19 protein-coding genes are annotated in these 21,548 nt (G+C 73.0%); 14 read left to right on the top strand and 5 right to left on the bottom strand.

From position 1 onward, the window contains the following. The first annotated feature begins 5 nt into the window (after positions 1–5). From ACFY00_RS24620 to ACFY00_RS24665, 10 genes are all read left to right on the top strand, one after another. Complete coding sequence (locus ACFY00_RS24620) at positions 6–1,181, top strand: lytic polysaccharide monooxygenase (protein ID WP_388033701.1); 1,176 nt, start codon at positions 6–8, stop codon at positions 1,179–1,181. Between the two features lie 99 nt (positions 1,182–1,280). Next, the gene (locus tag ACFY00_RS24625) at positions 1,281–2,582 is read left to right on the top strand and encodes a cellulose-binding domain-containing protein (protein WP_388033702.1); all 1,302 of its coding nucleotides are present in this window, start codon (positions 1,281–1,283) and stop codon (positions 2,580–2,582) included. A 383-nt stretch (positions 2,583–2,965) separates the two neighbouring features. Then, a complete protein-coding gene (locus ACFY00_RS24630; protein ID WP_388033703.1) occupies positions 2,966–3,379 on the top strand; it encodes a hypothetical protein in 414 nt (137 codons plus the stop codon). Beyond that, positions 3,376–4,506, top strand: a complete 1,131-nt coding sequence (locus ACFY00_RS24635) for an acyl-CoA dehydrogenase family protein (RefSeq protein ID WP_388033704.1) — start codon at positions 3,376–3,378, stop codon at positions 4,504–4,506. The genes ACFY00_RS24630 and ACFY00_RS24635 overlap by 4 nt, the downstream gene beginning before the upstream one ends. Positions 4,507–4,509: 3 nt before the next feature. Further along, on the top strand, positions 4,510–5,775 hold the full coding sequence (locus tag ACFY00_RS24640) for a GNAT family N-acetyltransferase (RefSeq protein ID WP_388033705.1): 1,266 nt from the start codon (positions 4,510–4,512) through the stop codon (positions 5,773–5,775). Then, complete coding sequence (locus tag ACFY00_RS24645) at positions 5,762–6,217, top strand: type II toxin-antitoxin system RatA family toxin (RefSeq protein ID WP_388033706.1); 456 nt, start codon at positions 5,762–5,764, stop codon at positions 6,215–6,217. Before ACFY00_RS24640 ends, ACFY00_RS24645 begins: the two co-directional genes overlap by 14 nt. Next, a complete protein-coding gene (locus ACFY00_RS24650; RefSeq protein WP_388033707.1) occupies positions 6,214–7,524 on the top strand; it encodes an aspartate aminotransferase family protein in 1,311 nt (436 codons plus the stop codon). Before ACFY00_RS24645 ends, ACFY00_RS24650 begins: the two co-directional genes overlap by 4 nt. Then, positions 7,511–7,834: an acyl carrier protein gene (locus ACFY00_RS24655; RefSeq protein WP_388033708.1), complete on the top strand. Its 324-nt coding sequence runs from the start codon at positions 7,511–7,513 to the stop codon at positions 7,832–7,834. The genes ACFY00_RS24650 and ACFY00_RS24655 overlap by 14 nt, the downstream gene beginning before the upstream one ends. After that, positions 7,831–9,084, top strand: a complete 1,254-nt coding sequence (locus ACFY00_RS24660) for a beta-ketoacyl-[acyl-carrier-protein] synthase family protein (RefSeq protein ID WP_388033709.1) — start codon at positions 7,831–7,833, stop codon at positions 9,082–9,084. The genes ACFY00_RS24655 and ACFY00_RS24660 overlap by 4 nt, the downstream gene beginning before the upstream one ends. A gap of 22 nt (positions 9,085–9,106) precedes the next feature. Continuing rightward, positions 9,107–10,144, top strand: a complete 1,038-nt coding sequence (locus ACFY00_RS24665) for an SDR family oxidoreductase (protein ID WP_388033710.1) — start codon at positions 9,107–9,109, stop codon at positions 10,142–10,144. A gap of 50 nt (positions 10,145–10,194) precedes the next feature. Here the strand turns inward: ACFY00_RS24665 and ACFY00_RS24670 are convergent, their stop codons facing one another. The 4 genes from ACFY00_RS24670 to ACFY00_RS24685 form a co-directional block, all read right to left on the bottom strand. Continuing rightward, positions 10,195–11,142, bottom strand: a complete 948-nt coding sequence (locus ACFY00_RS24670) for a glycoside hydrolase family 11 protein (protein WP_388033711.1) — start codon at positions 11,140–11,142, stop codon at positions 10,195–10,197. 438 nt (positions 11,143–11,580) lie between these two features. Beyond that, the gene (locus tag ACFY00_RS24675; protein WP_388033712.1) at positions 11,581–12,612 is read right to left on the bottom strand and encodes a polysaccharide deacetylase family protein; all 1,032 of its coding nucleotides are present in this window, start codon (positions 12,610–12,612) and stop codon (positions 11,581–11,583) included. Between the two features lie 463 nt (positions 12,613–13,075). Further along, entirely contained in the window at positions 13,076–14,344 is a 1,269-nt protein-coding gene (locus tag ACFY00_RS24680; RefSeq protein WP_388033713.1) for an FAD-binding protein, read from the bottom strand. Between the two features lie 153 nt (positions 14,345–14,497). Next, entirely contained in the window at positions 14,498–15,523 is a 1,026-nt protein-coding gene (locus tag ACFY00_RS24685; protein WP_388033714.1) for a LacI family DNA-binding transcriptional regulator, read from the bottom strand. A 154-nt stretch (positions 15,524–15,677) separates the two neighbouring features. On the opposite strand from ACFY00_RS24685, the gene ACFY00_RS24690 reads away from it, so the two are divergent. Genes ACFY00_RS24690 through ACFY00_RS24705 form a run of 4 tightly spaced genes read left to right on the top strand, consistent with a single transcriptional unit; the run spans position 15,678 to position 21,113 of the window. After that, on the top strand, positions 15,678–16,970 hold the full coding sequence (locus tag ACFY00_RS24690; protein ID WP_388033715.1) for an ABC transporter substrate-binding protein: 1,293 nt from the start codon (positions 15,678–15,680) through the stop codon (positions 16,968–16,970). An 11-nt stretch (positions 16,971–16,981) separates the two neighbouring features. Next, the gene (locus ACFY00_RS24695; RefSeq protein ID WP_388033716.1) at positions 16,982–17,917 is read left to right on the top strand and encodes a carbohydrate ABC transporter permease; all 936 of its coding nucleotides are present in this window, start codon (positions 16,982–16,984) and stop codon (positions 17,915–17,917) included. Continuing rightward, complete coding sequence (locus ACFY00_RS24700) at positions 17,917–18,735, top strand: carbohydrate ABC transporter permease (RefSeq protein ID WP_388033717.1); 819 nt, start codon at positions 17,917–17,919, stop codon at positions 18,733–18,735. Before ACFY00_RS24695 ends, ACFY00_RS24700 begins: the two co-directional genes overlap by 1 nt. An 8-nt stretch (positions 18,736–18,743) precedes the next feature. After that, complete coding sequence (locus tag ACFY00_RS24705; protein WP_388033724.1) at positions 18,744–21,113, top strand: glycoside hydrolase family 3 N-terminal domain-containing protein; 2,370 nt, start codon at positions 18,744–18,746, stop codon at positions 21,111–21,113. Between the two features lie 348 nt (positions 21,114–21,461). Here ACFY00_RS24705 and ACFY00_RS24710 read toward each other — a convergent pair. Next, positions 21,462–21,548 (bottom strand): type IV toxin-antitoxin system AbiEi family antitoxin domain-containing protein (locus tag ACFY00_RS24710; protein ID WP_388033725.1); only part of this gene is annotated, 87 nt, incomplete at its 5' end.

The raw sequence follows: 21,548 nt of genomic DNA on the forward strand, positions 1-21,548 counted from the left end.
GTTTCATGTCACGACGTAAGACCCCCACCATCGTCGCGGCTCTCGCCAGCGCGGTCGCGACGGTCTGTGCGCTGCTGCTGGGCCTGCCCACGGCGCAGGCGCACGGCCTGGCGATCATGCCCGGCTCGCGCACGTACCTGTGCTACCAGGACGGGATCACCGGAACCGGCGCCCTGACGCCGACCAACCCCGCCTGCCAGGCGGCCGTCGCGCAGGGCGGCACCACGCCGCTCTACAACTGGTTCGCCGTGCTGGACTCCAACGCGGGCGGCCGCGGCCAGGGGTACGTCCCGGACGGCACCCTGTGCAGCGCCGGGAACAAGTCCCCGTACGACTTCGCCGCGTACAACGCCCCCCGCGACGACTGGCCCAAGACGCACCTGACCTCCGGCGCCACGATCGAGCTCGACTACTCCAACTGGGCTGCGCACCCCGGGGAGTTCCGGGTCTACCTGACCAAGCAGGGCTGGTCCCCCACCACCCCGCTGGCCTGGGCCGACCTGAGCCTGATCAGCACCGTCGCCAACCCGCCGCAGGTGGGCAGCCCCGGCACCGACGGCGGCCACTACTACTGGAACCAGGCCCTCCCGGCGGGCCGTAGCGGCGCCGCCCTGATGTTCATCCAGTGGGTGCGGTCGGACAGCCAGGAGAACTTCTTCTCCTGCTCCGACCTGGTCTTCGACGGCGGCCACGGCGAGGTGACGGGCATCCACCAGCCGACCTCCTCGCCGAGCCCGAGCCGGTCCGCGAGCCCCAGCCCGAGTGCCAGCGCCAGCCCGAGCACGTCGGCGAGCGCCTCGCCGTCGTCGAGCCCGTCGTCGAGCCCCTCTTCGAGCCCGTCGCCGAGCCCGTCGTCCAGCGGCTCCATGCCGAGCAGCGGCTGCATGGCCACCTACAGCGTCGTCAGCTCCTGGGGCGGCGGCTTCCAGGGGTCGGTCGAGGTGATGAACCACAACTCCACGCCGGTCAGCTCCTGGACGCTGAAGTGGCAGACGGGCGCGGGCACCACCATCACCAACCTGTGGAACGGGACGCTGACCACCTCCGGCAGTGACGTGACGGTCAAGAACGTCGCCTACAACGGCACCATCGGCGCCAACTCCAGCACCACCTTCGGCTTCACCGCCAACTCCACCGGCAACAACTTCCCGACCGGCTCCATCTCCTGCACCGCCTCGTGACCCCGCGCCCCGGGTCGGGGCCGCCGCGCACTTCGCGACGGTCCCGGCCCGGGGCCCGCACGAACCACAGAACGCACCGACGACGCAAGGAGGTTCGACATGGTGCGAAGCAACGGGCGGGTGCACGGCGGGCGGCGCGCCCCGGTGGCGGTGTTCGCCGTGCTCGCGGTGGTCCTCGGGGTGCTGGCCGGGCTCGGACAGCACCCGACTCCGGCCTGGGGCGCGGGCAGCGCCGCCTGCCAGGTCTCCTGGACGAACAACGAGTGGACCGGCGGCTTCACCGCGCAGGTGTCCGTCACCAACTCGGGCGCTGCGGTCAGCAGTTGGAAGCTGACCTGGACGTTCCCGGCCGGTCAGCAGGTCACCTCGGCCTGGAACGCGCAGGTGAGCCAGAGCGGCAGCGCCGTCACGGCGAGCAGCCTGAGCTACAACGGAGCGGTCGGCAGCGGTGGTTCGGTGTCCTTCGGGATGCAGGGCACCTGGTCGGGCAGCAACCCCGTTCCCGGCGACTTCGCCTTCAACGGGGCGTCCTGCCAAGGGGGTTCGACCTCCTCGCCCACTCCGACCCCGACCCCGAGCCCGAGTTCGAGCCCGTCCGCGAGCCCGAGCCCGTCGGCGTCCCCGAGCCCGTCGGCGTCCCCGAGTCCGTCCGCGAGCACGAGTCCCACGTTCAGCCCCAGCCCGAGCGCGAGTTCGACCGGGGGCGGGGGCACCGGCTGCTCCGGGGCGGTGGTCTGCTCGGGCTTCGAGGACCAGAACGGCAGTGCCCTGACCGGTGACTGGAAGATCGCCGCCCCCGACTGCGCGGGCGCGGGCACGGTGACGGTCGACACCTCGGTGGTCCACGGCGGCAGCCGGTCGCTGCGGGTCAACGGCCAAGCCGGTTACTGCAACCACGTGTTCGCGGCCACCACGAAGAACGTGTCCTCCGTCGGCCCGGTGGTCTACGCCCGCTACTGGGTGCGGCACACCACCGCTCTTCCGGCCGACCACATCGCGATGGTCACCATGGAGGACGCGAACAACGGCAACAAGCACCTGCGCCTGGGCGGCCAGAACGGCGCCCTGCAGTGGAACCGCGAGTCCGACGACGCCACGCTGCCCGCGCAGAGCCCGGTCGGCGTCTCGCAGAGCCTGCCGCTGCCGGTGAACCAGTGGGTCTGCGTCCGCTTCGCCGTCGACACCACCAGGCAGTCCATGGACACCTGGCTGAACGACCAACTGGTGCCCGGCCTGCACGACGACGGCGTCCCCACCGCCGACATCGACCAGCAGTGGCTCAGCCGCACCACCGCCCCCCGGCCGGTCACCCTGGACCTCGGCTGGGAGGCGTACGGGAACGGCTCCGACACGCTCTGGTACGACGACGTGGCCCTGGGGTCCTCGCCGATCGCCTGCTGAGCGAGGGGAGTCGAGGCCCTGGGTCGAGCCGGGCGCCGCGCACCCCCGCAGCGGGGGCGCGCGGCGCCCGGCTCGGGCCCGGACCGGCGAACGCTCCCGTGGGCGGAGCGTGAGGTCGGGGCGCACCGGTTTCCCGTGCGGCATCGACGGAATCGCCGCCCACCGATGCGCGGATCCCGCACGGCGCGAGAGCGGGGGAATTCCGAAGCGGTCCGGAAAATCATCCGACGAGCAGTAATTCCCATGGATAAATGGGAACTTGAATGATTTTCAAATGTGCGCGGTAAGGCTGCTTCCAGTACTCTCGGTCCGAACGAATCGCAAGAGGCGAGCCGATTCGACGATCCGGCGTGCGCGGCGGCGACCGAAGGTGGGCGAGTTCGATGAACGGTGCGGCGGCCGAACCGGAGTGGGACAACCCCTTCCTGGCCGGCTTCGCCGACTGCCGGGCCGTGCCGACGGGCTCCGCCTTCCACGCCTCGCCGCTCGGCACCAACGGCGCCGCGCACGAAAGACTGCAGGGGCCACTGACGGTGGCGTGCGGGCCGCCGACGGTGGCGTTCGGGTCGCGCCGGGCGGTGGAACTCCCGGCGGGCATGGAGAAGAACGTCGACGAACTGTGCGACCGTTTCGCGCAGGCGCTCTCCGGCGGCGTGACCGCTGATTTCCGGGCCCTGGCCGGCTACCCACCGCCGGTCGCGGCGGTGGGCGAACTGATCGGCGTGCCCCGGGCCGACCGGGAGCAGTTCCACCCCCTCGTCCGCCGTACCCGCCCCTCCCGAAGGACGTGCCCGTGAACTTCCTGCACCGCGAACGCGCCGAACTGGAAGCGCTCATGCCCGGGTTGGACCGGGCGCTGGCCCGCCACCCGCTGGCCGAACTGGAGCGCACGCCCAGCCCGGCGATCGCCGCGTTCAAGGAGGCGGGCGGCCCGGGGCTGCTGGTGCCCGCCGCGTACTCCGGCGCGGGCGCGAGCGCGCTGCAGGCCGTCCGGGTGCAGCGGGCGGTCGGCGCCCGCTGCCCCTCGCTGGCGGTGGCCACCACCATGCACCACTTCTCGGTCGCGGGCCTGGTCGAGGCCGCGAAGTACGGGGACGGCCTGGAGGGGGCGCTGCTGGAGTCGGTCGCCAAGCGGCGGCTGCTGGTGGCCTCCGCGTTCGCCGAGGGCCGGGCCGGGCAGAACATCCTCGCCCCGCACCTGGCCGCCGAGCGCCGCGGCGGGCGGATCGTGCTGAACGGCAGCAAGATGCCCTGCAGCCTCTCCCGCTCGATGGACCTGCTGACCGCCTCGGTCGCGCTGACCGGCCCGGACGGCGTCGACCGGCTGGCGGTGGCGCTGATCCCCGCCGACACCCCCGGCATCACCGTCCACCCGTTCTGGGGCACCCACCTGCTGGCCGGTGCCGAGAGCGACGAAGTCCGGCTCACCGACGTCGAGTTGGACCCGTCCATGGTGGTCCCCACCGAGGTCACCGCGGACGCCGTGCCGGACGCCCTGAACGTCGCGGGCTTCCTCTGGTTCGAACTGCTGCTGACCGCAGGCTACTTGGGCGTGGCCAGCGCCCTGGTCGAACGGGCCCTGCAACGCCCCGGCGGCGACGCGGACGATCCGACGGCCCACCTCGTCCCTGTCGAGGCCGCGATGCTCGCCGTGGAGGCCGTCGCCCGGGCGATGGCGGACGAACCCCTGGACGAGGCGCTGCTGGTGCGCGCCCTGACCGCCCGCTACGCCGCGCAGGACGCCATCGCCGAGACCACCCGCACCTGCCTGGCCGCGCTCGGCGGCATGGCCTTCATCACCTCCCCGGACGGCTCCTACCTGGCCGCCGCCGCCACCGGCCTGACCTTCCACCCGCCCGCCCGCACCAGGATGGCCCGCCCGCTGCGGGAGCACCTGGACGGCCGCCCGCTGCGGATCGGCTGACCGGTGCGCCCCGGAGACGGCCCCTACCGGGTCGAAGTGCTGCGCAGCGTCGCGGAGTTGCCACCCGGACTGTGGGAGCGGCTGGCCCCGGCCGACGACCCGATGTGGTCCCGGGAGGTGTTCGCCGCACTGGAACGCAGCCGGGTCGGACCCGCCGGGTACGCCTACCTGCTGCTGCGCCGGGGCGGCGAGCCCGTCGCCGTGCTGCCGCTGTGCCTCTTCCCCGACCTGCAGGTGGACCGGATCCTCGGCCCGCGCGAGCGCCGCCTGCTCGCCCCGCTGCGCCGCCGCGCACCCCGCCTGCTGCGGGTGCCGATGCTGCTGTGCGGCAACCTGCTCGGCCAGGGCCGCCTGCTCGCCGCGCGGCCGCCGGACCACCGGGCCGGGCGGCTGCTGGTCGCGGCCGTCCTGGAGCTGGCCCGACGCGAACGGCTGGGCACCGTGGTCTTCAAGGACTTCACCGGGCCCGACCTCGCCCCGCTGCGCATCCCGCTGACGGAGGCCGGGTTCTTCCTCGCCCCCGCCCTGCCCGACACCGAACTCGCCCTGCCCACCGACTCGTTCGACCGTTACCTGGCTGCCCTCCCGGCCAAGCCGCGACGCAACGCCCGGGCCAAGATCCGCCGCTTCGAAGCCCAAGCAGGCCTGGAGATCGAGGAGTTGGCCGAGTTCGGCCACCTGCTGCCGCAACTGCTGCCGCTCTACCGGCAGGTGATGGACCGGGCCGACCAGACGCTGGACGTGCTGGACCACGCCTTCCTGGCCGCCGTCGCGGCCGACCCCGGCAGCCGCCTGCTGGCCTGCTTCGACGGCAGTGGGCAACAGGAGCACGGACAGCGGGAGTTGGTCGGCTTCCTGCTCTGCCTGTTCGCCGGGAGAGGCGCCACCGGCGCCCGGATCGGCTTGGACTACCGCCTCGCGCACCGGGCCGCGCTGTACCACAACCTGCACTACGCGGCCGTCCGGCTGGCGATGGCCACCGGCTGCGGGCACATCCGCTTCGCCCAGACCGCGTACCTCCCGAAGACCGAGATGGGCTGCGCCCTGGTCGAGCAGTGGCACGCGATGACCCACCTGCGGCCGCTGCCCCGCGCCGTGCTGCGGCGCCTGCTCCCGCCCGCCCTGGCCGCCGCCCGCGCCGAGGCACTGGGCCCGGCCGACCGTCCGGCCGCCCGCTCCCGCGCCGACCGGCGCCCCGCCGCCCGCCGCCCCGACACCCCCGCCACCGCCCGCCGTTCCGAGGAGAGGCCGTCCCGTGCCGCACGTTGAAGTGGAGTTGCCCGTCGCCGCGCCGCCCGAGGAGGCCTGGCCGGTGGTGGTGGACGTCCTCGGCTACCCCGCCTGCATGGAGAGCGTGGACGCGGTCGAACTGGTCGAGCAGCCCGACGAGCGGCACCGCACCACCGCCTGGTCGGTCCGGCTGCAGGGCTCCGTGCTGCGCTGGACCGAGACCGAGCTGATCGACCACGCCGCACGCCGCTTCGACTTCGAGCAACTCACCGGCGACCTGGGCGCGTTCAGCGGCCACTGGGCGGTGCGGGCCGCACCCGGCGGCGGCAGCACCGTCGCCCTGCACGTCGACTTCGACCTCGGCATCCCGCTGCTCGCCGAGATGCTCAACCCGGTCGCGGCGGACGCCCTGCGGGACAGCGCCGCGCAGATGCTCGCCGCCCTCGAACAGCGGATGCTCCTGCGGGGAGCCGCCCGGTGACCACCACCCTCCCGAACCCGGCGACGGACACCGACGCGGGCCTCGCCTTCGACCGGCTGCGCCGCCACTGCTCCCCGAAGCTCGCCCTGACCGGTGGCTTCGCCGGGCGCGGCGCTGTCGAGTCGGTCGCCGAGGGCTGCCGGGTGACGCTCTCCGACGGCCGCACCGCGCTGGACTTCGGCTCCTACGCCGTCACCCTGCTCGGCCACCGCCACCCCGCCGTCACCGCCGCCGTCCGCGCCCAGCTGGACGCCATGCCGACCTCGACCCGCAGCCTGGCCAACCCGGTCGCCGCCGTGGCCGCCGCCCGGCTCAGCGGCTACCTCGGCGACGCGCTCCCCAAGGTCCACTTCGGCCTGAACGGCGCCGACGTGGTCGAAGTCGCGGTCAAACTGGCCCGGTTGGCGACCGGCCGCCCCCGGGTGCTGGCCGTCCGCGGCGCCTTCCACGGCAAGTCGCTGGGCGCCCTCGCGCTCACCCACAGCCCGCTGTACCGGCGCGGCCTGCTCGGCAGCGAGGTCGACGTCGTGCACGTCGACGCCGAGGACCCGGCGGCGGTCGGCCGGGAGACCGCGGGCGGCCGGGTGGCCGCGATCGTCTTCGAACCCGTGCAGGGCGAGAACGGCGCACTGCCGCTGCCCACCGAGGTGCTCCGGCAGTGGTGCGCGGACGCGGCCCGCGACGGCGCCTTCGTGATCGCCGACGAGATCCAGTGCGGCCTGCGCCGCTGCGGCGAACGCTCGGTCGCCCTGGCCGACGGCCTGCCCGTCGACGGGGTGCTGCTCGGCAAACCACTGGGCGGCGGCGTCGTCCCGCTCTCCGCCCTGCTGTGCTCCGAGCGCCTGTACGCGCCGCTGGCTGCCGACCCGTTCCTGCACTCGACCACCTTCGGCGGCCACCCGCTGAGCTGCGCCGCCGTACCCGCCGCCCTCGACGCCATCGAACAACTCGCGGACCAAGGAAGCGAGTTGGCCGCACAACTGGACGCCCTGCTGGTCGGCCTGCGGGAGCGCCACCCCGAGGTGGTGCGGGCCGTGCCCGGCCGCGGACTGCTGCGCGGCCTCGACTGCGTCTCCCCGCAGGCCGCGGGCGCCACGGTGCTCGAACTCGCCGCCACCGGCCTGCTGGTCTCGCCCTGCCTGAGCCGCCCCACCACCGTCCGGCTGCTTCCGCCGCTGCTCACCACCCCGGCCCAACTCGCCGAAGCCGCAAGCATCCTGGACGCCGCACTGGGCGCCGCCGAACGGACCGTGCGGACTGTCACCGTAGGAACCACCGAAGGAGCGCACCCGGGTGCCCACGCGTGAGGAACTCGCCGCCACCGTCCGGACGGTCGTCTCCGACGTCCTCGGCACCGACCCCGAGGAGCTGCACGAACGGACCTCCCTGGGCCAGGAGTTCGGCATCGACAGCCTCGAACTCATGGAGGTCGGCGCCCGGTTGGAACGCACCCTGCGCCTGCGGATCGACCCCGACGACCTCCTCTCGGCCCGCGACCTCGGCCACGCCGTCGACCTGCTGCACGCCCGGCTCGCCGACCCCGCCGCCGCCGACCCGGCCGGTCGCACCGCCGACGCGGTGATCACCCTGACGCGCGCCCCGGGCGGCCCCGCGTGAGCGCGCGGCACCGGCACCCCTCGGGCGGCCACCGGGTCGCCGTCACCGGCATCGGCCTCAAGTCACCCGCGGGCCACACCCTCGACCAGGTGTACGCCGCGGTGCTGGCCGGCCGCTCCACCGCCACCCGGGTGGAACGGCTGGTGGAGGCCGACCTGCCGGTCCACTTCGCCTGCCTGGTACCGGAGTTCGACCCGGAGGCGTACCTCAGCCGCCGCGAGGCCCGGCAGATCGACCGCCCCGCGCAACTGCTGCTGTGCGCCGCCGACGACGCCCTCGCCGACGCCGCCCTGCCCGCGGAGGCGCCCCGCGACCGGATCGGCGTGCAGATCGGCACCGGCATCGGCGGCCTGTCCAGCATGGAGGCCGCCACCGCGGGCTACGTCGACCGCCCCCGCGACCTGCCCGTGCACACCGTCCCGCGGACGATGGCCAACTCGCCCGCCTGCCGGGTCGCGCTGCGCCACGGCTTCCAGGGCGTCTGCACCACCTACTCCAGCGCCTGCGCCAGCGGCGGCACCGCCCTCGGCGAGGCCGCCCGCCGGATCCGGCACGGCGAACTGGACGTCGCGGTGGCCGGCGGCGTCGACGCGGCCGTCAGCACCGTGGTGATGGGAGCCTTCGCCCGGATGCGCGCGCTGTCCCTGCGCAACGACCGGCCCGCCCTGGCCAGCCGCCCGTTCGACGCCGACCGGGACGGCTTCGTGATGGGGGAGGGCGCCGCCGTCCTGGTCCTGGAGCGCTGGGAGTCGGCCCGCGCCCGCGGCGCCCGCATCCACGGCGAGATCGCGGGCTACGCCGAGAACTGCGACGCCTTCCACATCGCCGCCCCGCACGAGGACGGCGAGGTCGCCGCCCGCTGCATGCAGCGGGCCGTCGCCGACGCCGGGCTCTCGCTCGCGGACATCGGCCACATCAGCGCCCACGGCACCTCCACCGTTCCCGGCGACCGCGCCGAGGCCCGTGCCGTCGACCGCTGCTACCGGGGCCAGCCCCCGCCGCTCACCGCCGTCAAGGGCGTCACCGGCCACCTGATCGGCGCCGCCGGGGCCCTCGCCGCCGCCCTCGCCCTGCACTGCGCGGCCCGCGGCGTCGTCCCGCCGATCGCCAACCTGCGCCGCAGCCCCGAAGCCGACCTGGTCGACCTCGTCCACGGCGCCCCGCGCCCCGTCGCCCCCGCGCCCGTCCTGGTCAACGCCTTCGGGTTCGGCGGCCAGAACGCCTGCCTGGTGCTCGCGCCCCCCACCTGACCGCTTCCGAGGGAGCCACCCCATGCGCGTCCTGCTCACCGGGGCGACCGGTGTCGTCGGCACCGAACTCGCCCACCACCTGCGCGCCGCCGCCCCCGAACACGGCCGTCGGCTCGACCTCGTCCCCGTCGCCCGCCGCGGCGAGGGCGTCGTGCACTGGCGGATGGGCACCGAACCGCCGCCCGCCGCCCTCGCCGGGCACTGGGACGTCATCGTGCACGCCGCCGCCAGCACCCGCTGGACGCTCGGCCGCGACGAGGCCACCGCCGCCAACCTCGACCCGCTGCGCGCCGTCCTCGCCCTCGCCGACCGCGACACCCACCTCGTCCAGGTCTCCACCGCGTACGTCGGCGGCGACCGCAACCCGGAGGACCTGCGCGGCAGCGGGTTCGCGGGCTACCGCAACGGCTACGAGTGGTCCAAGGCGCGCTGCGAGGAGATCGCCCGCGAGCAGCACCGCGGCCCGCTCACCCTGGTCCGCCCGCCGCTGGTGGTCGGCCGCCGCCGCACCGGCGGGATCGCCCGCTTCTCCGGCCCCTACACGATGCTGCAGGCCCTGGTCTCCGGCACCGCCGCCGTGGTCGTCGGCGACCCGGCCGGCCACGCCGAGATCAGCCCCGTCGACGAGGTCGCCGCCGCGCTGACCTCCGCCGTCCTGTCCGCGCCCCCCGAGCGGCCCCGCACCGAGGTGATCGCCGCCGGGCCGGACAGCCTCGACCTCGACGCCCTGCTCGACGTCATCCTCGGCACCCTCAACGCCTTCCGCGCCGCGCACGGCGCCGCGCCCCTGGACCGGCCGCCGCTGGTCCCGACCGAGAGCTGGAACCGCTTCTTCCTCCCGCTCGCCGAACGGCACCTCACGCCCGTCCAGCAGCAGGCCGTCAAGCTCCTCGCGATGTTCCAGAGCTACACCAGCATGCGCCGCCCCTTCACGCCGACCTGGAAGGTCCCGGACCCGGCCGCCGCGATGGCCGCCTCCGTCCGCCACTGGGCCGAACGCCGCCCCCGCCTCGCCCTGGCCCGCCCCGAACCCTGGACGCTCCTCGGCCCCGGCCGCTGAACGCACCCGCCGGTGCGCTGGGCGGCCGAGGCCTCGGGGGGAGTCGCCGATCAGGCGTTGGTGCAGCTGACGGTGGGCCAGGTGGTGGAGCCGTTCTTCATGATGGTCATGCCCCAGTTGTTGCCGGAGCCGTTGGGGGTGGCGACCAGGGTCTGGGCGTCGGGGTAGCTGGCGTTGATGTTCCAGGTGGCGCTGACCTTCTCGGGGGAGGGCACCTTGACGGTGACCTTCCAGGTGCTGGAGCCGGTGACCGAGACGTTCAGGTTGTAGCGGTCGCTCCAGGAGTCGCCCGCGGAGAGCGTCGCGGTGCAGCTGCCGGTGCCGCCGCCGCCCGTGCCGCCGCCACCGGTGGAGGAGCCCAGGGTGATGTTGGAGTTGCCGCTGCTCTGGTAGCCCTCGGTGGCCAGGATCTCGTAGTTCATGGTGCCGAGGTTCATGCCGTGCTGGGCCCAGGCGTCGAAGTGGTTGCCGACGGTGATGGTGCCGCCGGTGCGCTTCGACTGGCGGACGCTCCAGTACTGGTTGAAGGTCTTGTTGCCCTCGATGGAGGGGGCGTTGTAGCGGGTGGTCTCGTAGATGTCGTAGGTGCCGCCGTCGGTGGTGACGGTGCCCTTGTAGGTGCCGGTGGGCTTGTAGGAGCCGTAGTTCTCGACCACGTAGTACTCGACCAGCGGGTTGGTGGTCCAGCCGTAGAGCGACAGGTAGGCGTTGCCGTTGGTGCTCCAGGTGCCGGAGTACGTCACGGGGTTGCGGGAGCCGGTGCTCCAGCCCTTGCCGGCCACGAAGTTGCCGACGTTGGTCCAGGAGGTGCTGTAGTTGCCGCCGCCGTTCAGCGACATCGAGGAGGAGCCGTTGCCGTCGCTCCAGAACGAGTAGAAGTACCCGCCGTCGTTGCCGGTCTGGTTGTTGGTGATGGTCGCGGCGTCGGCGGTGCCGGGCAGCAGCACGACGGCGGCCAGGGCGAGCGGCAGGACGCGAGCCTTGTGACGGAGCTTCATGGGGGGTCCGTTCTGTGGGTGGGTGGGGGAACGGGGGTGGGGCCCGGCGACAGTGTTGGGGGGCGCCCGAGGGGCTGTCAACACTTTCGACAGAGTTTCCGAATGCGTCGGCTGTCAGTGAGTTGAGCCCTCGTCAGGGAAACTGCTGATCAGCGCCCCTATGACCGGGCGGAGGGATGGGCAGTCGAACGCCAGGCCTGCGCATTCGATGGCGCACGGCGGCGCAGTGCGGCACAATTTTCGATCAGAGCGCTTCGAAAGTTTCGCAACCGAGGAGGGGCAGGACGGGCCGCCGGGCGGCCGCCGGGGCCGCGGAATGCGCACCCGACAGGTGGGGGTGCGCGACCGTCGCGGCCCGCGAAATACGTGCACGACCTATGGTTTCCGCTTTTCCCGGGCACCCCGGGAAAAGCGATTTCCGGCTGCCCGGAACCGGCTTCAGCTGGTGCTGCAGCTGACGGTGGGCCAGGTGGTGGAGCCGTTCTTCATGATGGTCATGCCCCAGTTGTTGCCGGAGCCGTTGGGGGTGGCGACCAGGGTCTGGGCGTCCGGGTAGCTGGCGTTGATGTTCCAGGTGGAGCTGACCTTCTCCGGGGAGGGCACCTTGACGGTGACCTTCCAGGTGCTGGAGCCGGTGACCGAGACGTTCAGGTTGTAGCGGTCGCTCCAGGACTGGCCCGCGGAGAGCGTCGCGGTGCAACTCCCGCCCCCCGTACCGCCGGTGCTGCCGCCGGTGCCGCCGCCGGTGGTGCCGCCCGTGCCGCCGGTGCCGCCGTCGGTGGGGGCCACCGCGTGGCCGGTCTGCGGGGAGATCATGCCCGCGCACAGGCCGCGGGAGGCCAGGTTCTGGGCGATCTGCGGGATGGCCGCGAGGGTGTTGGCGGGCCACTCGTGCATCAGGATGACCTGGCCGTTGGTGAGGCGGCCGACGGCCTGGACGATCGCGGCGGTGGTGGCGCCGTTCCAGTCCTGCGAGTCGACGTCCCAGATCACCTCGGTCAGGCCGTACTTGGCCTCGACGCTCTTCAGCGTCGAGTTGGTCTCGCCGTACGGCGGGCGGAACAGCTTCGGGGTGCCGCCGCCCGCGTTGGCGATGGCGGTCTGGGTGTTGCCGACCTCGGAGTCGATCTGGGCCTGGCTCTCCTGGATCAGGTGGGGGTGGGTGTAGCTGTGGTTGCCGACCCACATCCCGGCCGCCACCTCGGCCCGGACCTGGGCCGGGTAGGCGGCCGCGTACTGGCCCTCGTTGAACATGGTGGCCCGCAGCCCGTTCTGCTGGAGGGCGTTGAGCAGGGCGGGGGTGTGGTCGTTGGAGGGGCCGTCGTCGAAGGTGAGTCCGACGTAGCCGCTGCAGCCGGCCGCCCGGGCCGGGGTGGGGTCGGCGGCGGTCAGGGCCAGGCCGGTCGCCAGGGTGGCGGCGGCGGCCAGGGCCGCGACCAGCGGGCGCGGCGAGAGGTTGCTGAAGCGCATGGGGGTGCGACTCCTCGTGGTTCGCAGGGGAGCCCGGGAGGCGGATGGAACCGGCGACCCGGCTCGGGGAAGTCGGCGACGGCCGACTGCGACGAGTTTTGACCCGGACACTTCGAGTGTCAACGCCCCGGTAGAAACTTTCTGGCAACATTCGAAAAATCGCGGCAATGGCGGCCGGAAACGACGGCCGCGTTCCGTACGGGGACACCGAGTGCGGACCGATCGGGTTTCGGAGCGTGGCGGCGGGTCAACTGCCGTGCGGGAAGCCTGGATCGGCCGTCGGCGGGTTCCGCGTCGTTGCGGGCCGACGGCCGATCGGCCCGTCCGCTGCCCGCCCGCACCTCGGTCGAGGTCCGGGCGGGCAACGGACGGGTACCGCGGACCGGGCGGCGAAGCGGGGAGCCTCCCGGGCGGCGGAGCGGCGGTGCGGTGCGGTACGGTGCGGCGCGGCGCCGACGGTGGGTCAGGCGCGGTCGGCGCTCAGCCCGTTGGTGAAGGCGTTGCCGAACTTCCCTTCCGGGTCGAGTTCCTGACGCAGCGCCAGGAAGTCGTCCAGCCGCTCGTAGTTGGCGGCGGCGGCCCGCGGGCCGTGCGTCACCTTGCCCCAGTGCGGTCGGCCGCCCAGCGGCAGCAGGGCGCGCTCCACGGCGGCGAGCACCGGGGCGACGGCGTCCGGCTCCGACTTCCAGGTGAAGTGGAAGGCCACCGAGTCGCGCCCGTACGCGGGGCTGAGCCACAGCTCGTCCGCGGCCACCGTGCGCACCTCGGAGATGTGCAGCACCGGCGCCAACCGGGCGCCCAGGGCCCGGAGTTCGGCGATCGCCGCAGGCGCGGCCGGGCGCGGCAGCAGGTACTCGGACTGCAGCTCGGCGCCGCTGCTCGGGGTGAACTCCGGGCGGAAGTGCGGCAGTCGCTCGTGCCACGGGCCGGGGGCGCCGAGCTGGGCCGTGCAGTGGTCGGTGGGCATGCCCGGCACCGGGTGCTGCGGGGCGTCGGCCGGCCGGGCGCCGGGGACGGTCGCGGCGGGGGTGCCGTCGTCGAGCTGCTTGACCCAGACCCGGCCGGTGTCCGAGCCCCAGTCGGTGAACAGGCTGACGCTCCACCCGGCGGCGTGCACCTCGTCCAGGTGCGCCGCGTACTGCGCCAGCGGCAGGCCGAGGTGGACGTACTGGCGCAGGGCGAAGGCGGGCACCACGTCCAGGGTGAGCGCGGTGACGACGCCGAGCGCGCCCAGGTGCACCACCGCGCCGGGGTGCGAGGTGGTGCGCAGTTCGCCGTCGGCGCCGACCACCTCCAGCGAGCGGACGGCGGCCGCGAGCGAGCGGCGTCCGTCGCCCGAGCCGTGGGTGCCGGTGGCGGTGGCCCCGGCGACCGAGATGTGCGGCAGCGAGGCCAGGTTCTCCAGCGCGAGGCCCGCCGCCTGGAGGGCGACCGCGAGTTCCGCGTAGCGGGTGCCGGCGGAGACGGTGACGCTGCGGGCGTCCGGGGCGATCTCGATCCGGGTCGGCAGGCCGTCCAGCAGCACCAGGTCGCCGGTGGTGTCGGCGACCGGGCTGAAGGAGTGGCCGCTGCCCAGCGCCCGGACGCGCTCGCTGCGGCGGACCAGCTCCTGCAGTTCCTCCACGGTGCGCGGCCGGTGCACGGCGCGGGCGCCGAAGACCAGGTTCCCCGCCCAGTTGGCGAGCGGGTCGGTGCCGGTCGGGTCGGTGCCCAGCGGGTCGGTGGTCGTCATCGGTGCACCTCCAGGGGTCGGTGCGGGGCGCCCGGACGTACGGCCGTTCCCATTTGCAATGGCGGACTACAAATTAGTCCGCCGAGGTCGGCAGGGCAAGGGGCGAGACGCTGAAAGTTTCGAAAACCCCACCCCGGCCCACCCGTGACCGGCTCAGCGCGGCCCGGGCGCGACGGTGCTGGAGCGCACCACCAGGGTGGTGGAGAGCTCCAGCCGGGTCGGGGCGGCGCCGACCTCCCCGTTGCGCAGGGCGAGGATCAGCCGGGCGGCCTGCTCGGCCATCTCGCGCAGCGGCTGGCGGACGGTGGTCAGCGCGGGGCTGGTCCACTGGGCGATGTCCAGGTCGTCGTAGCCGACCACGGACAGGTCCTCGGGGACGCGCAGGCCGCGGACCCGGGCCGCCTCCATCACGCCGAGCGCCTGCAGGTCGCTGCCCGCGAAGATCGCGGTGGGCCGGTCGGGGAGCTCCAGCAGCCGCTTGGCGCGGGCGAAGCCGCCCTCGGTGTGGAAGTCGCCGAAGGCGATCAGCTCGGGGTCGATCTCCATCCCGGCCATCGACATCGCGGAGCGGTAGCCGTCGAGCCGGGCGAGCGAGCAGAGGGTGTCCTCGGGGCCGGTGACGATGCCGATCCGCCGGTGGCCGAGCTCGATCAGGTGCCGGGTGGCGGCCAGGCCGCCGGCCCAGTTCGCGGAGCCGACCGAGGGCACGTCCGGGTCGGGGTTGCCGGCCGGGTCGATGACCACGAACGGGATGGAGCGGGCCCGGAGTTGGCGCTTGAGCTCGGGCGGGAGGCTGGAGAAGACCAGCACCACGCCGAGCGGCCGCCGCCGCAGCACCGCGTCTATCCAGCCGGGCCCGGGGGCGTGCCGGGAGCCGCTGTGGGCGACCACCACCGCGGCCCCGTGCTCGTTGGCGACGGTCTCGACGCCGCGCAGCAGCTCCATCGCCCAGAGGCTGTCGAGCTCGTGGAAGACGATCTCGATCAGCGGCGCCTCGCCGCCGTTGCGGGCGGCGCGCTGGTAGTCGTGTTCCCGCAACACGCGCTCGACCCGGTTCCGGGTGGACGCCGAGACGTCGGTACGCCCGTTGAGGACCTTCGAAACCGTCGAAACCGAGACTTCGGCTTCTCGCGCGATGTCCGCGAGGGTGACCCGTCCCAGTTCATCGCCCTTTTCCATGGACGCAGCATAGGGCACGGCCGCCGTGGGCCAACCCCGGATCACGCTTCAGTAACCCTCGGCGCGAGGGGTTGACCCGCAACATGCTCGCAACTTAGCGTCCCGGCCAGGCAGTTATTTCGGGACTCGGCTCGAAACTTTAGGAGACCCCCAGATGAAGAGACGCGCTTTCGCTGTGGCCCTCGGCCTCTCCCTGGCGACCGTGGGCGTGACCGCCTGCAGCAGCAGCGGGTCCTCCGCCGGCGGCGGCTCCAACACGATCCACGTGCTGGTCTACGGCGACGCCAGCAACAAGGTCGAGAAGCAGATCGTCGAGACCTTCAACAAGACCTCGAAGGTCAAGGTCGTGCTGGACACCATCCCCGGTGCGGACTACCAGTCCAAGCTGAACACGATCATCAACACGCCGCAGGCGCCGGACATCTTCTTCAACTGGGGCGGCGGCAGCATCCAGCCGTACGTCAAGGCCGACCTGCTCCTCCCGCTGGACGACATGATCGCCGCGGACCCGGGCCTGAAGGGCAACTTCCTCTCCTCCGTCTTCAACACCGCGGTGATCGACGGCAAGTCCTACGGCATCCCGATGCGCGGCACCCAGCCGGTGCTGCTGTTCAACAACAAGAAGGTGCTGGCGGACGCGGGCCTGAGCGTCCCGAAGACCTGGGACGAGCTGCTCAACGCCGTCACCGTGCTCAAGGGCAAGGGCATCACCCCGTTCGCGCTCGGCGGCGGCGACCAGTGGCCGACCCTGATGTGGTACGAGTACGTCTTCGACCGGGTCGCGGGCCCCGAACTGTTCCAGAAGGCGCTGTCCGGTGACAAGACCGCCTGGGAGAGCCCGGAGTCGAAGAAGGCGCTGGGCATGCTCAAGCAGCTGGTCGACGCCGGTGCGTTCGGCACGAACTTCGACTCGGTGAAGTTCACCGACGGCGGCTCCCCGGCCCTGCTGGCCAAGGGCAAGGCGGCCTTCGAGCTGATGGGCTCCTGGGCGTACGCCACCCAGCAGGACGCCAGCCCGGACTTCGCCAAGAACGACCTCGGCTACAGCAACTTCCCGTCCGTTCCCGGCGGCAAGGGCGACCCGGCGGACCTGGTCGGCAACACCAACAACTTCTACTCGGTGCTGAAGAAGACCAAGCACCCCAAGGAAGCCGCCGAGTTCCTCAAGCTCATGTACTCGGACGAGTTCGTGAAGGCCCAGCTCGCCATCGGCAACCTGCCGACCACCACCAACACCGAGCAGTTCCTCGACACCTCGGCCAGCCCCGAGTACTCGAAGTACCAGTACAACCTGGTCAAGGCCGCGCCCTCGTTCCAGCTCTCCTGGGACCAGGCGTACCCGCCGGCCGCCGCCACGCCCATCCACACCGCCGTGCAGCAGTTCTTCAGCGGCAAGCTCGACGTGGACGGCTTCATCAAGGCCATGCAGGCCTTGCCCGCCTCCTGAGACGAATCCCCATGAGTACTTCCTCCGTAGGGTCCGGGCCCGGCCGCCGCGCGCGCGCCGGGCGCCGGGCCGGCGTCGGGGTGACCCGCCCGGGCCTGGTCTGGGCGGTGCCCGCCACCGTCTTCTTCCTGCTGTTCGCGATCCTGCCGCTGGTGCTGGTCGCGGTGCTGTCCTTCACCAGCTGGGACGGCGTCGGCGCGCCCACCTTCAACGGCCTGGACAACTGGACCAAGCTGCTGCACGACCCGGTGATGACGCAGAGCATCTGGCTGACCCTGGTGCTGACCGTGGCCGGCGTCGTGGTGCAGACCCCGGTCAGCATCCTGCTGGGCGTGTGGGCGGCCGGGCACCAGCGCAACCGCGCCGTGCTGTCCGCGATCTTCTTCATCCCGCTGCTGCTGTCCGCCACCGCGATATCGGTGGTCTGGCGCGCCATCCTCGACCCCAACTTCGGCGTCCCCTCGCAGATGGAGTGGCTGTTCGGGGACGGCAACCTGATGGGCTCGCAGAGCGGCGCCATCGCCGTGCTGACCTTCGTCGGCATGTGGCAGTGGACGCCGATGCACGCCCTGCTCTACCAGGGCGGCGCCCGGGCGATCCCGCAGGTGCTCTACCAGGCCGCGGCGATCGACGGCGCGGGCAAGGTCCGGCAGTTCCTGCACATCACCCTGCCGCAGCTGCGCAACACCATGATCACCTCGGTGATCCTGATGCTGGTCGGCGGCCTCACCACCTTCGACACCGTGCTGATCCTGACCCAGGGCGGCCCGGGCACCGACACCACCAACAGCGCCTTCTACATGTACCAGCAGGCCTTCAAGAGCTTCGACTTCGGCTCCGGCTCGGCCATCGCCCTGGTCCTCGTGGTGGTCGCCACCCTGATCTCGCTCGCCGTCGTCCGCCTCTCCGGCTACGACAAGATGCGCGGCACGACGGAGGGACTGTGATGCGCAGGCGTCCCAACTACCTCGCCGGGCTCGGCTCGCTGGTCTGGCTGGTCGTCGTCGGCTTCCCGCTGTACGTCCTGCTGATCTCGACGTTCCGCACCCGCGCCAGCTACTCCTCCGAGGGTCCGCTCAGCTTCCCCGAGCACCTGACCCTGAAGAACTACGTCGACGACTTCTCCAACGGCTTCGGTCAGGACTTCCTCAACACCGTGATCGTCACGGCGAGCGTGGTCGCGATCGTGCTGCTCGTCGTGCCCCCGCTGGCCTACGCGATCGTCCGGGCCCAGGGCAGGACCATCAGCACGGTCTTCCGGATCTTCCTGCTGGGCCTGGCGATCCCCGCCCAGGCCGTGATCGTCCCGATGTTCTACGTCATCAGCAAGGCCGGCCTGTACGACCACCTGATCGGCGTCATCCTGCCCACCGCGGCGTTCTGCCTGCCGGTGTGCACGCTGGTGCTGACCGGCGCGATGCGCGACATCAACAACGAGCTGTACGAAGCCATGGCGATGGACGGCGCCACCCCGTGGCGGGTGTTCTGGCAGATGGTGGTGCCGCTCTCCAAGGGCGGTCTGTCCTCCATCGTGGTCTTCTCGGCGCTCCAGGCGTGGAACGGCTTCCTGTTCCCGCTGATCCTCACCCAGTCGGAGAGCAGCAAGGTCATCACCCTCGGCCTGTACAACTTCCAGACCGAGCACGGCGTCGACGTGCCCGGCCTGCTCAGCGCCGTCGTGCTGTCGATGCTCCCGATCTTCATCGTCTACCTGTTCGCCCGTCGCGCCTTGGTCCAGGGCCTCATGGGCGTCGGAGGAAAGTGACCGACAAGATGAACCTGGCCGTTCCTACCGAAGCCCCCGCCACCGCGGCGCCCCGCTGGCGCGACCGCACGCTGACCCCGGCGGAGCGCGCGGACGCCCTGATCGCCGAGATGACCCTGCCCGAGAAGCTCGGCCAGCTGGTCGGCCTCTGGGTCGGCGCCTCCGACGAGGGCGGCGACGTCGCCCCGCACCAGCACGACATGGAGGAGCCGCCCGACCTGGACGAGCTGCTCCCGAACGGACTGGGCCAGCTGACCCGCCCGTTCGGCACCCGCCCGGTCGACCCGGCGCTCGGCGCGCTCTCGCTGGCCCGCAGCCAGCAGCGGATCGCCGCCGCGAACCGCTTCGGCATCCCCGCCCTCGCCCACGAGGAGTGCCTGGCCGGCTTCGCCGCCTGGGGCGCCACCGCCTACCCGGTGCCGCTCTCCTGGGGCGCCACCTTCGACCCCGACCTGATCCGCGAGATGGCCGCCGCGATCGGCCGCGACATGCGGGCCGTCGGCGTCCACCAGGGCCTGGCCCCCGTCCTCGACGTGGTCCGCGACGGCCGCTGGGGCCGGGTCGAGGAGACCATCGGCGAGGACCCGTACCTGATCGGCACCGTGGCCACCGCCTACGTGCAGGGCCTGGAGTCGGCGGGCGTCATCGCCACCCTCAAGCACTTCGCCGGGTACTCCGCCTCCCGCGCCGGGCGCAACCTCGCCCCCGTCGGCATGGGTACCCGCGAACGCGCCGACGTCATCCTGCCGCCCTTCGAGATGGCCGTCCGCGAGGGCCGCCCGCGCTCCGTCATGCACGCCTACACCGACACCGACGGCATCCCCTCCGCCGCCGACGGCGAGCTGCTGACCGGGCTGCTGCGCGACACCTGGGGCTTCGACGGCACCGTGGTCGCCGACTACTTCGGCATCGCCTTCCTCAAGGTGCTGCACGGCGTCGCCGGGGACTGGGCCGAAGCCGCCGCCCTCGCCCTGGCCAGCGGCGTCGACGTCGAGCTCCCCACCGTCAAGACCTTCGGCGAACCCCTGCTGCGGGCCGTCGAGGACGGCACCGTCCCCGAGGCGCTGATCGACGGGGCGCTGCGCCGCGTCCTGGCCCAGAAGGCCGAACTCGGCCTGCTGGACGAGGACTGGGACGCCGTCCCCGCCGCCCTGGCCGGACGTTCGCTGGAGGACCCGGCCGCGCTGCGCGGCAGCGTCGACCTGGACCGCCCGGAGAACCGCGCCCTCGCCCGCGAGATCGCCGAGCGGGCCGTGGTCCTGCTCAGCAACGACGGCACCCTCCCGCTGCGCTCCCCCCGGCGGATCGCGCTGATCGGCCCCAACGCCGACACCCCGACCTCCGTCCTGGGCTGCTACGCCTTCCCGGTGCACGTCGGCAGCCAGCACCCCGAGGTCCCCGTCGGCATCGAACTGCCCACGCTGCGCCAGGCGCTGGCCGCCGAGTTCCCCGGCAGCGAGATCTGGACGGTCGCCGGGACCGACGTCGACGGCACCGACACCTCCGGGTTCGCCGAGGCGATCGACACCGCCCGCCGCGCCGACGTGGTGGTCCTCGCCCTCGGCGACCGGGCCGGACTGTTCGGCCGCGGCACCAGCGGCGAGGGCTGCGACGTGGAGTCCCTCGACCTGCCGGGCGTGCAGCAGCAGCTGCTCGACGCCCTGCTGGACGTCGGGACGCCGGTCGTCCCGGTGCTGCTGGCCGGGCGTCCCTACGCGCTGGGGCGCGCCGTCACCGAGGCCGCCGCCCTGGTGCAGACCTTCTTCCCCGGCGAGGCCGGGACCGAGGCGGTCGCCGGGGTGCTCAGCGGCCGGGTCAACCCGTCCGGCCGCCTGCCCGTCAGCGTCCCGGCCCGGCCCGGTGTCCAGCCCTCCACCTACCTGGCCGCCCGCCTGGCCGGCCCGAGCGAGGTCTCCAGCACCGACCCGACCCCGGCGTTCGGCTTCGGCCACGGCATCGGCTACACCACCTTCGACTGGACCGACCTCCAGGTCGAACGGGGCACCGCCGAGACCGACGGCACGCTCGCCCTCTCCTTCGCCCTGCGCAACACCGGCGAGCGGACCGGCACCGAGACCGTGCAGCTCTACCTGCACGACCCCGTCGCCAGCGTGGTCCAGCCCGTCCAGCGCCTGATCGGCTACCGGCGGGTCACCCTGGAGCCCGGCGAGCAGACCCGCGTGCTGATCGACGTCCCCGCCGACCTCGCCTCCTTCACCGGACGCGACGGCCGCCGGATCGTCGAACCCGGCGCCCTGGAACTGCGGGTGGCCGCCTCCAGCACCACCGCCCACCTCACCGCCACCGTCCACCTCACCGGCCCGGTCCGCCCCCTGGACCACACCCGCCGCCTCCACGCGGACATCCGCACCGCCTGACCCGCCCCACCCCGACGGCCGCGCCCCCTCCCGCCCCCGCGGGCAGGGGGCGCGGCCGTCGTGCGTCCCGGCGTCGTTCCGGAACCACGTCCGGAGCCACGCCCGGAGCCACGTCCGGGGGCACCGAGGGGCCGTCAGGGGCACGGTGTGGTGCGGGGGCAGGGGCCCGCTCCCCGGGCGGGGGCGACCCCGTGGCGGGCCCGGTACGGCGGCGGTGGCGGGCGTCCGGGCCCGGCCCCGACGGCGTCCGGGCCGGGAAACGGGCCGGGAAACGGGCCGGCCCGCAGGGGCTCCCCGTGGGGGTGGGGGCTCCTGCGGGCCGGCTGTTCGGTGGGGTGTTAGAGGGCGTTAAGTCCGTTTTTGGTAGAGGCCTCGTCGGGGCTGGATAAGCGTGCCTTGGCGGACGAGTCTGCCCAGACGGTTCCGGGTGACGTT

Source organism: Kitasatospora sp. NPDC001540, from assembly GCF_042894345.1.
In the GTDB taxonomy this organism is placed as follows: Bacteria; Actinomycetota; Actinomycetes; order Streptomycetales; family Streptomycetaceae; genus Kitasatospora; species Kitasatospora phosalacinea_C.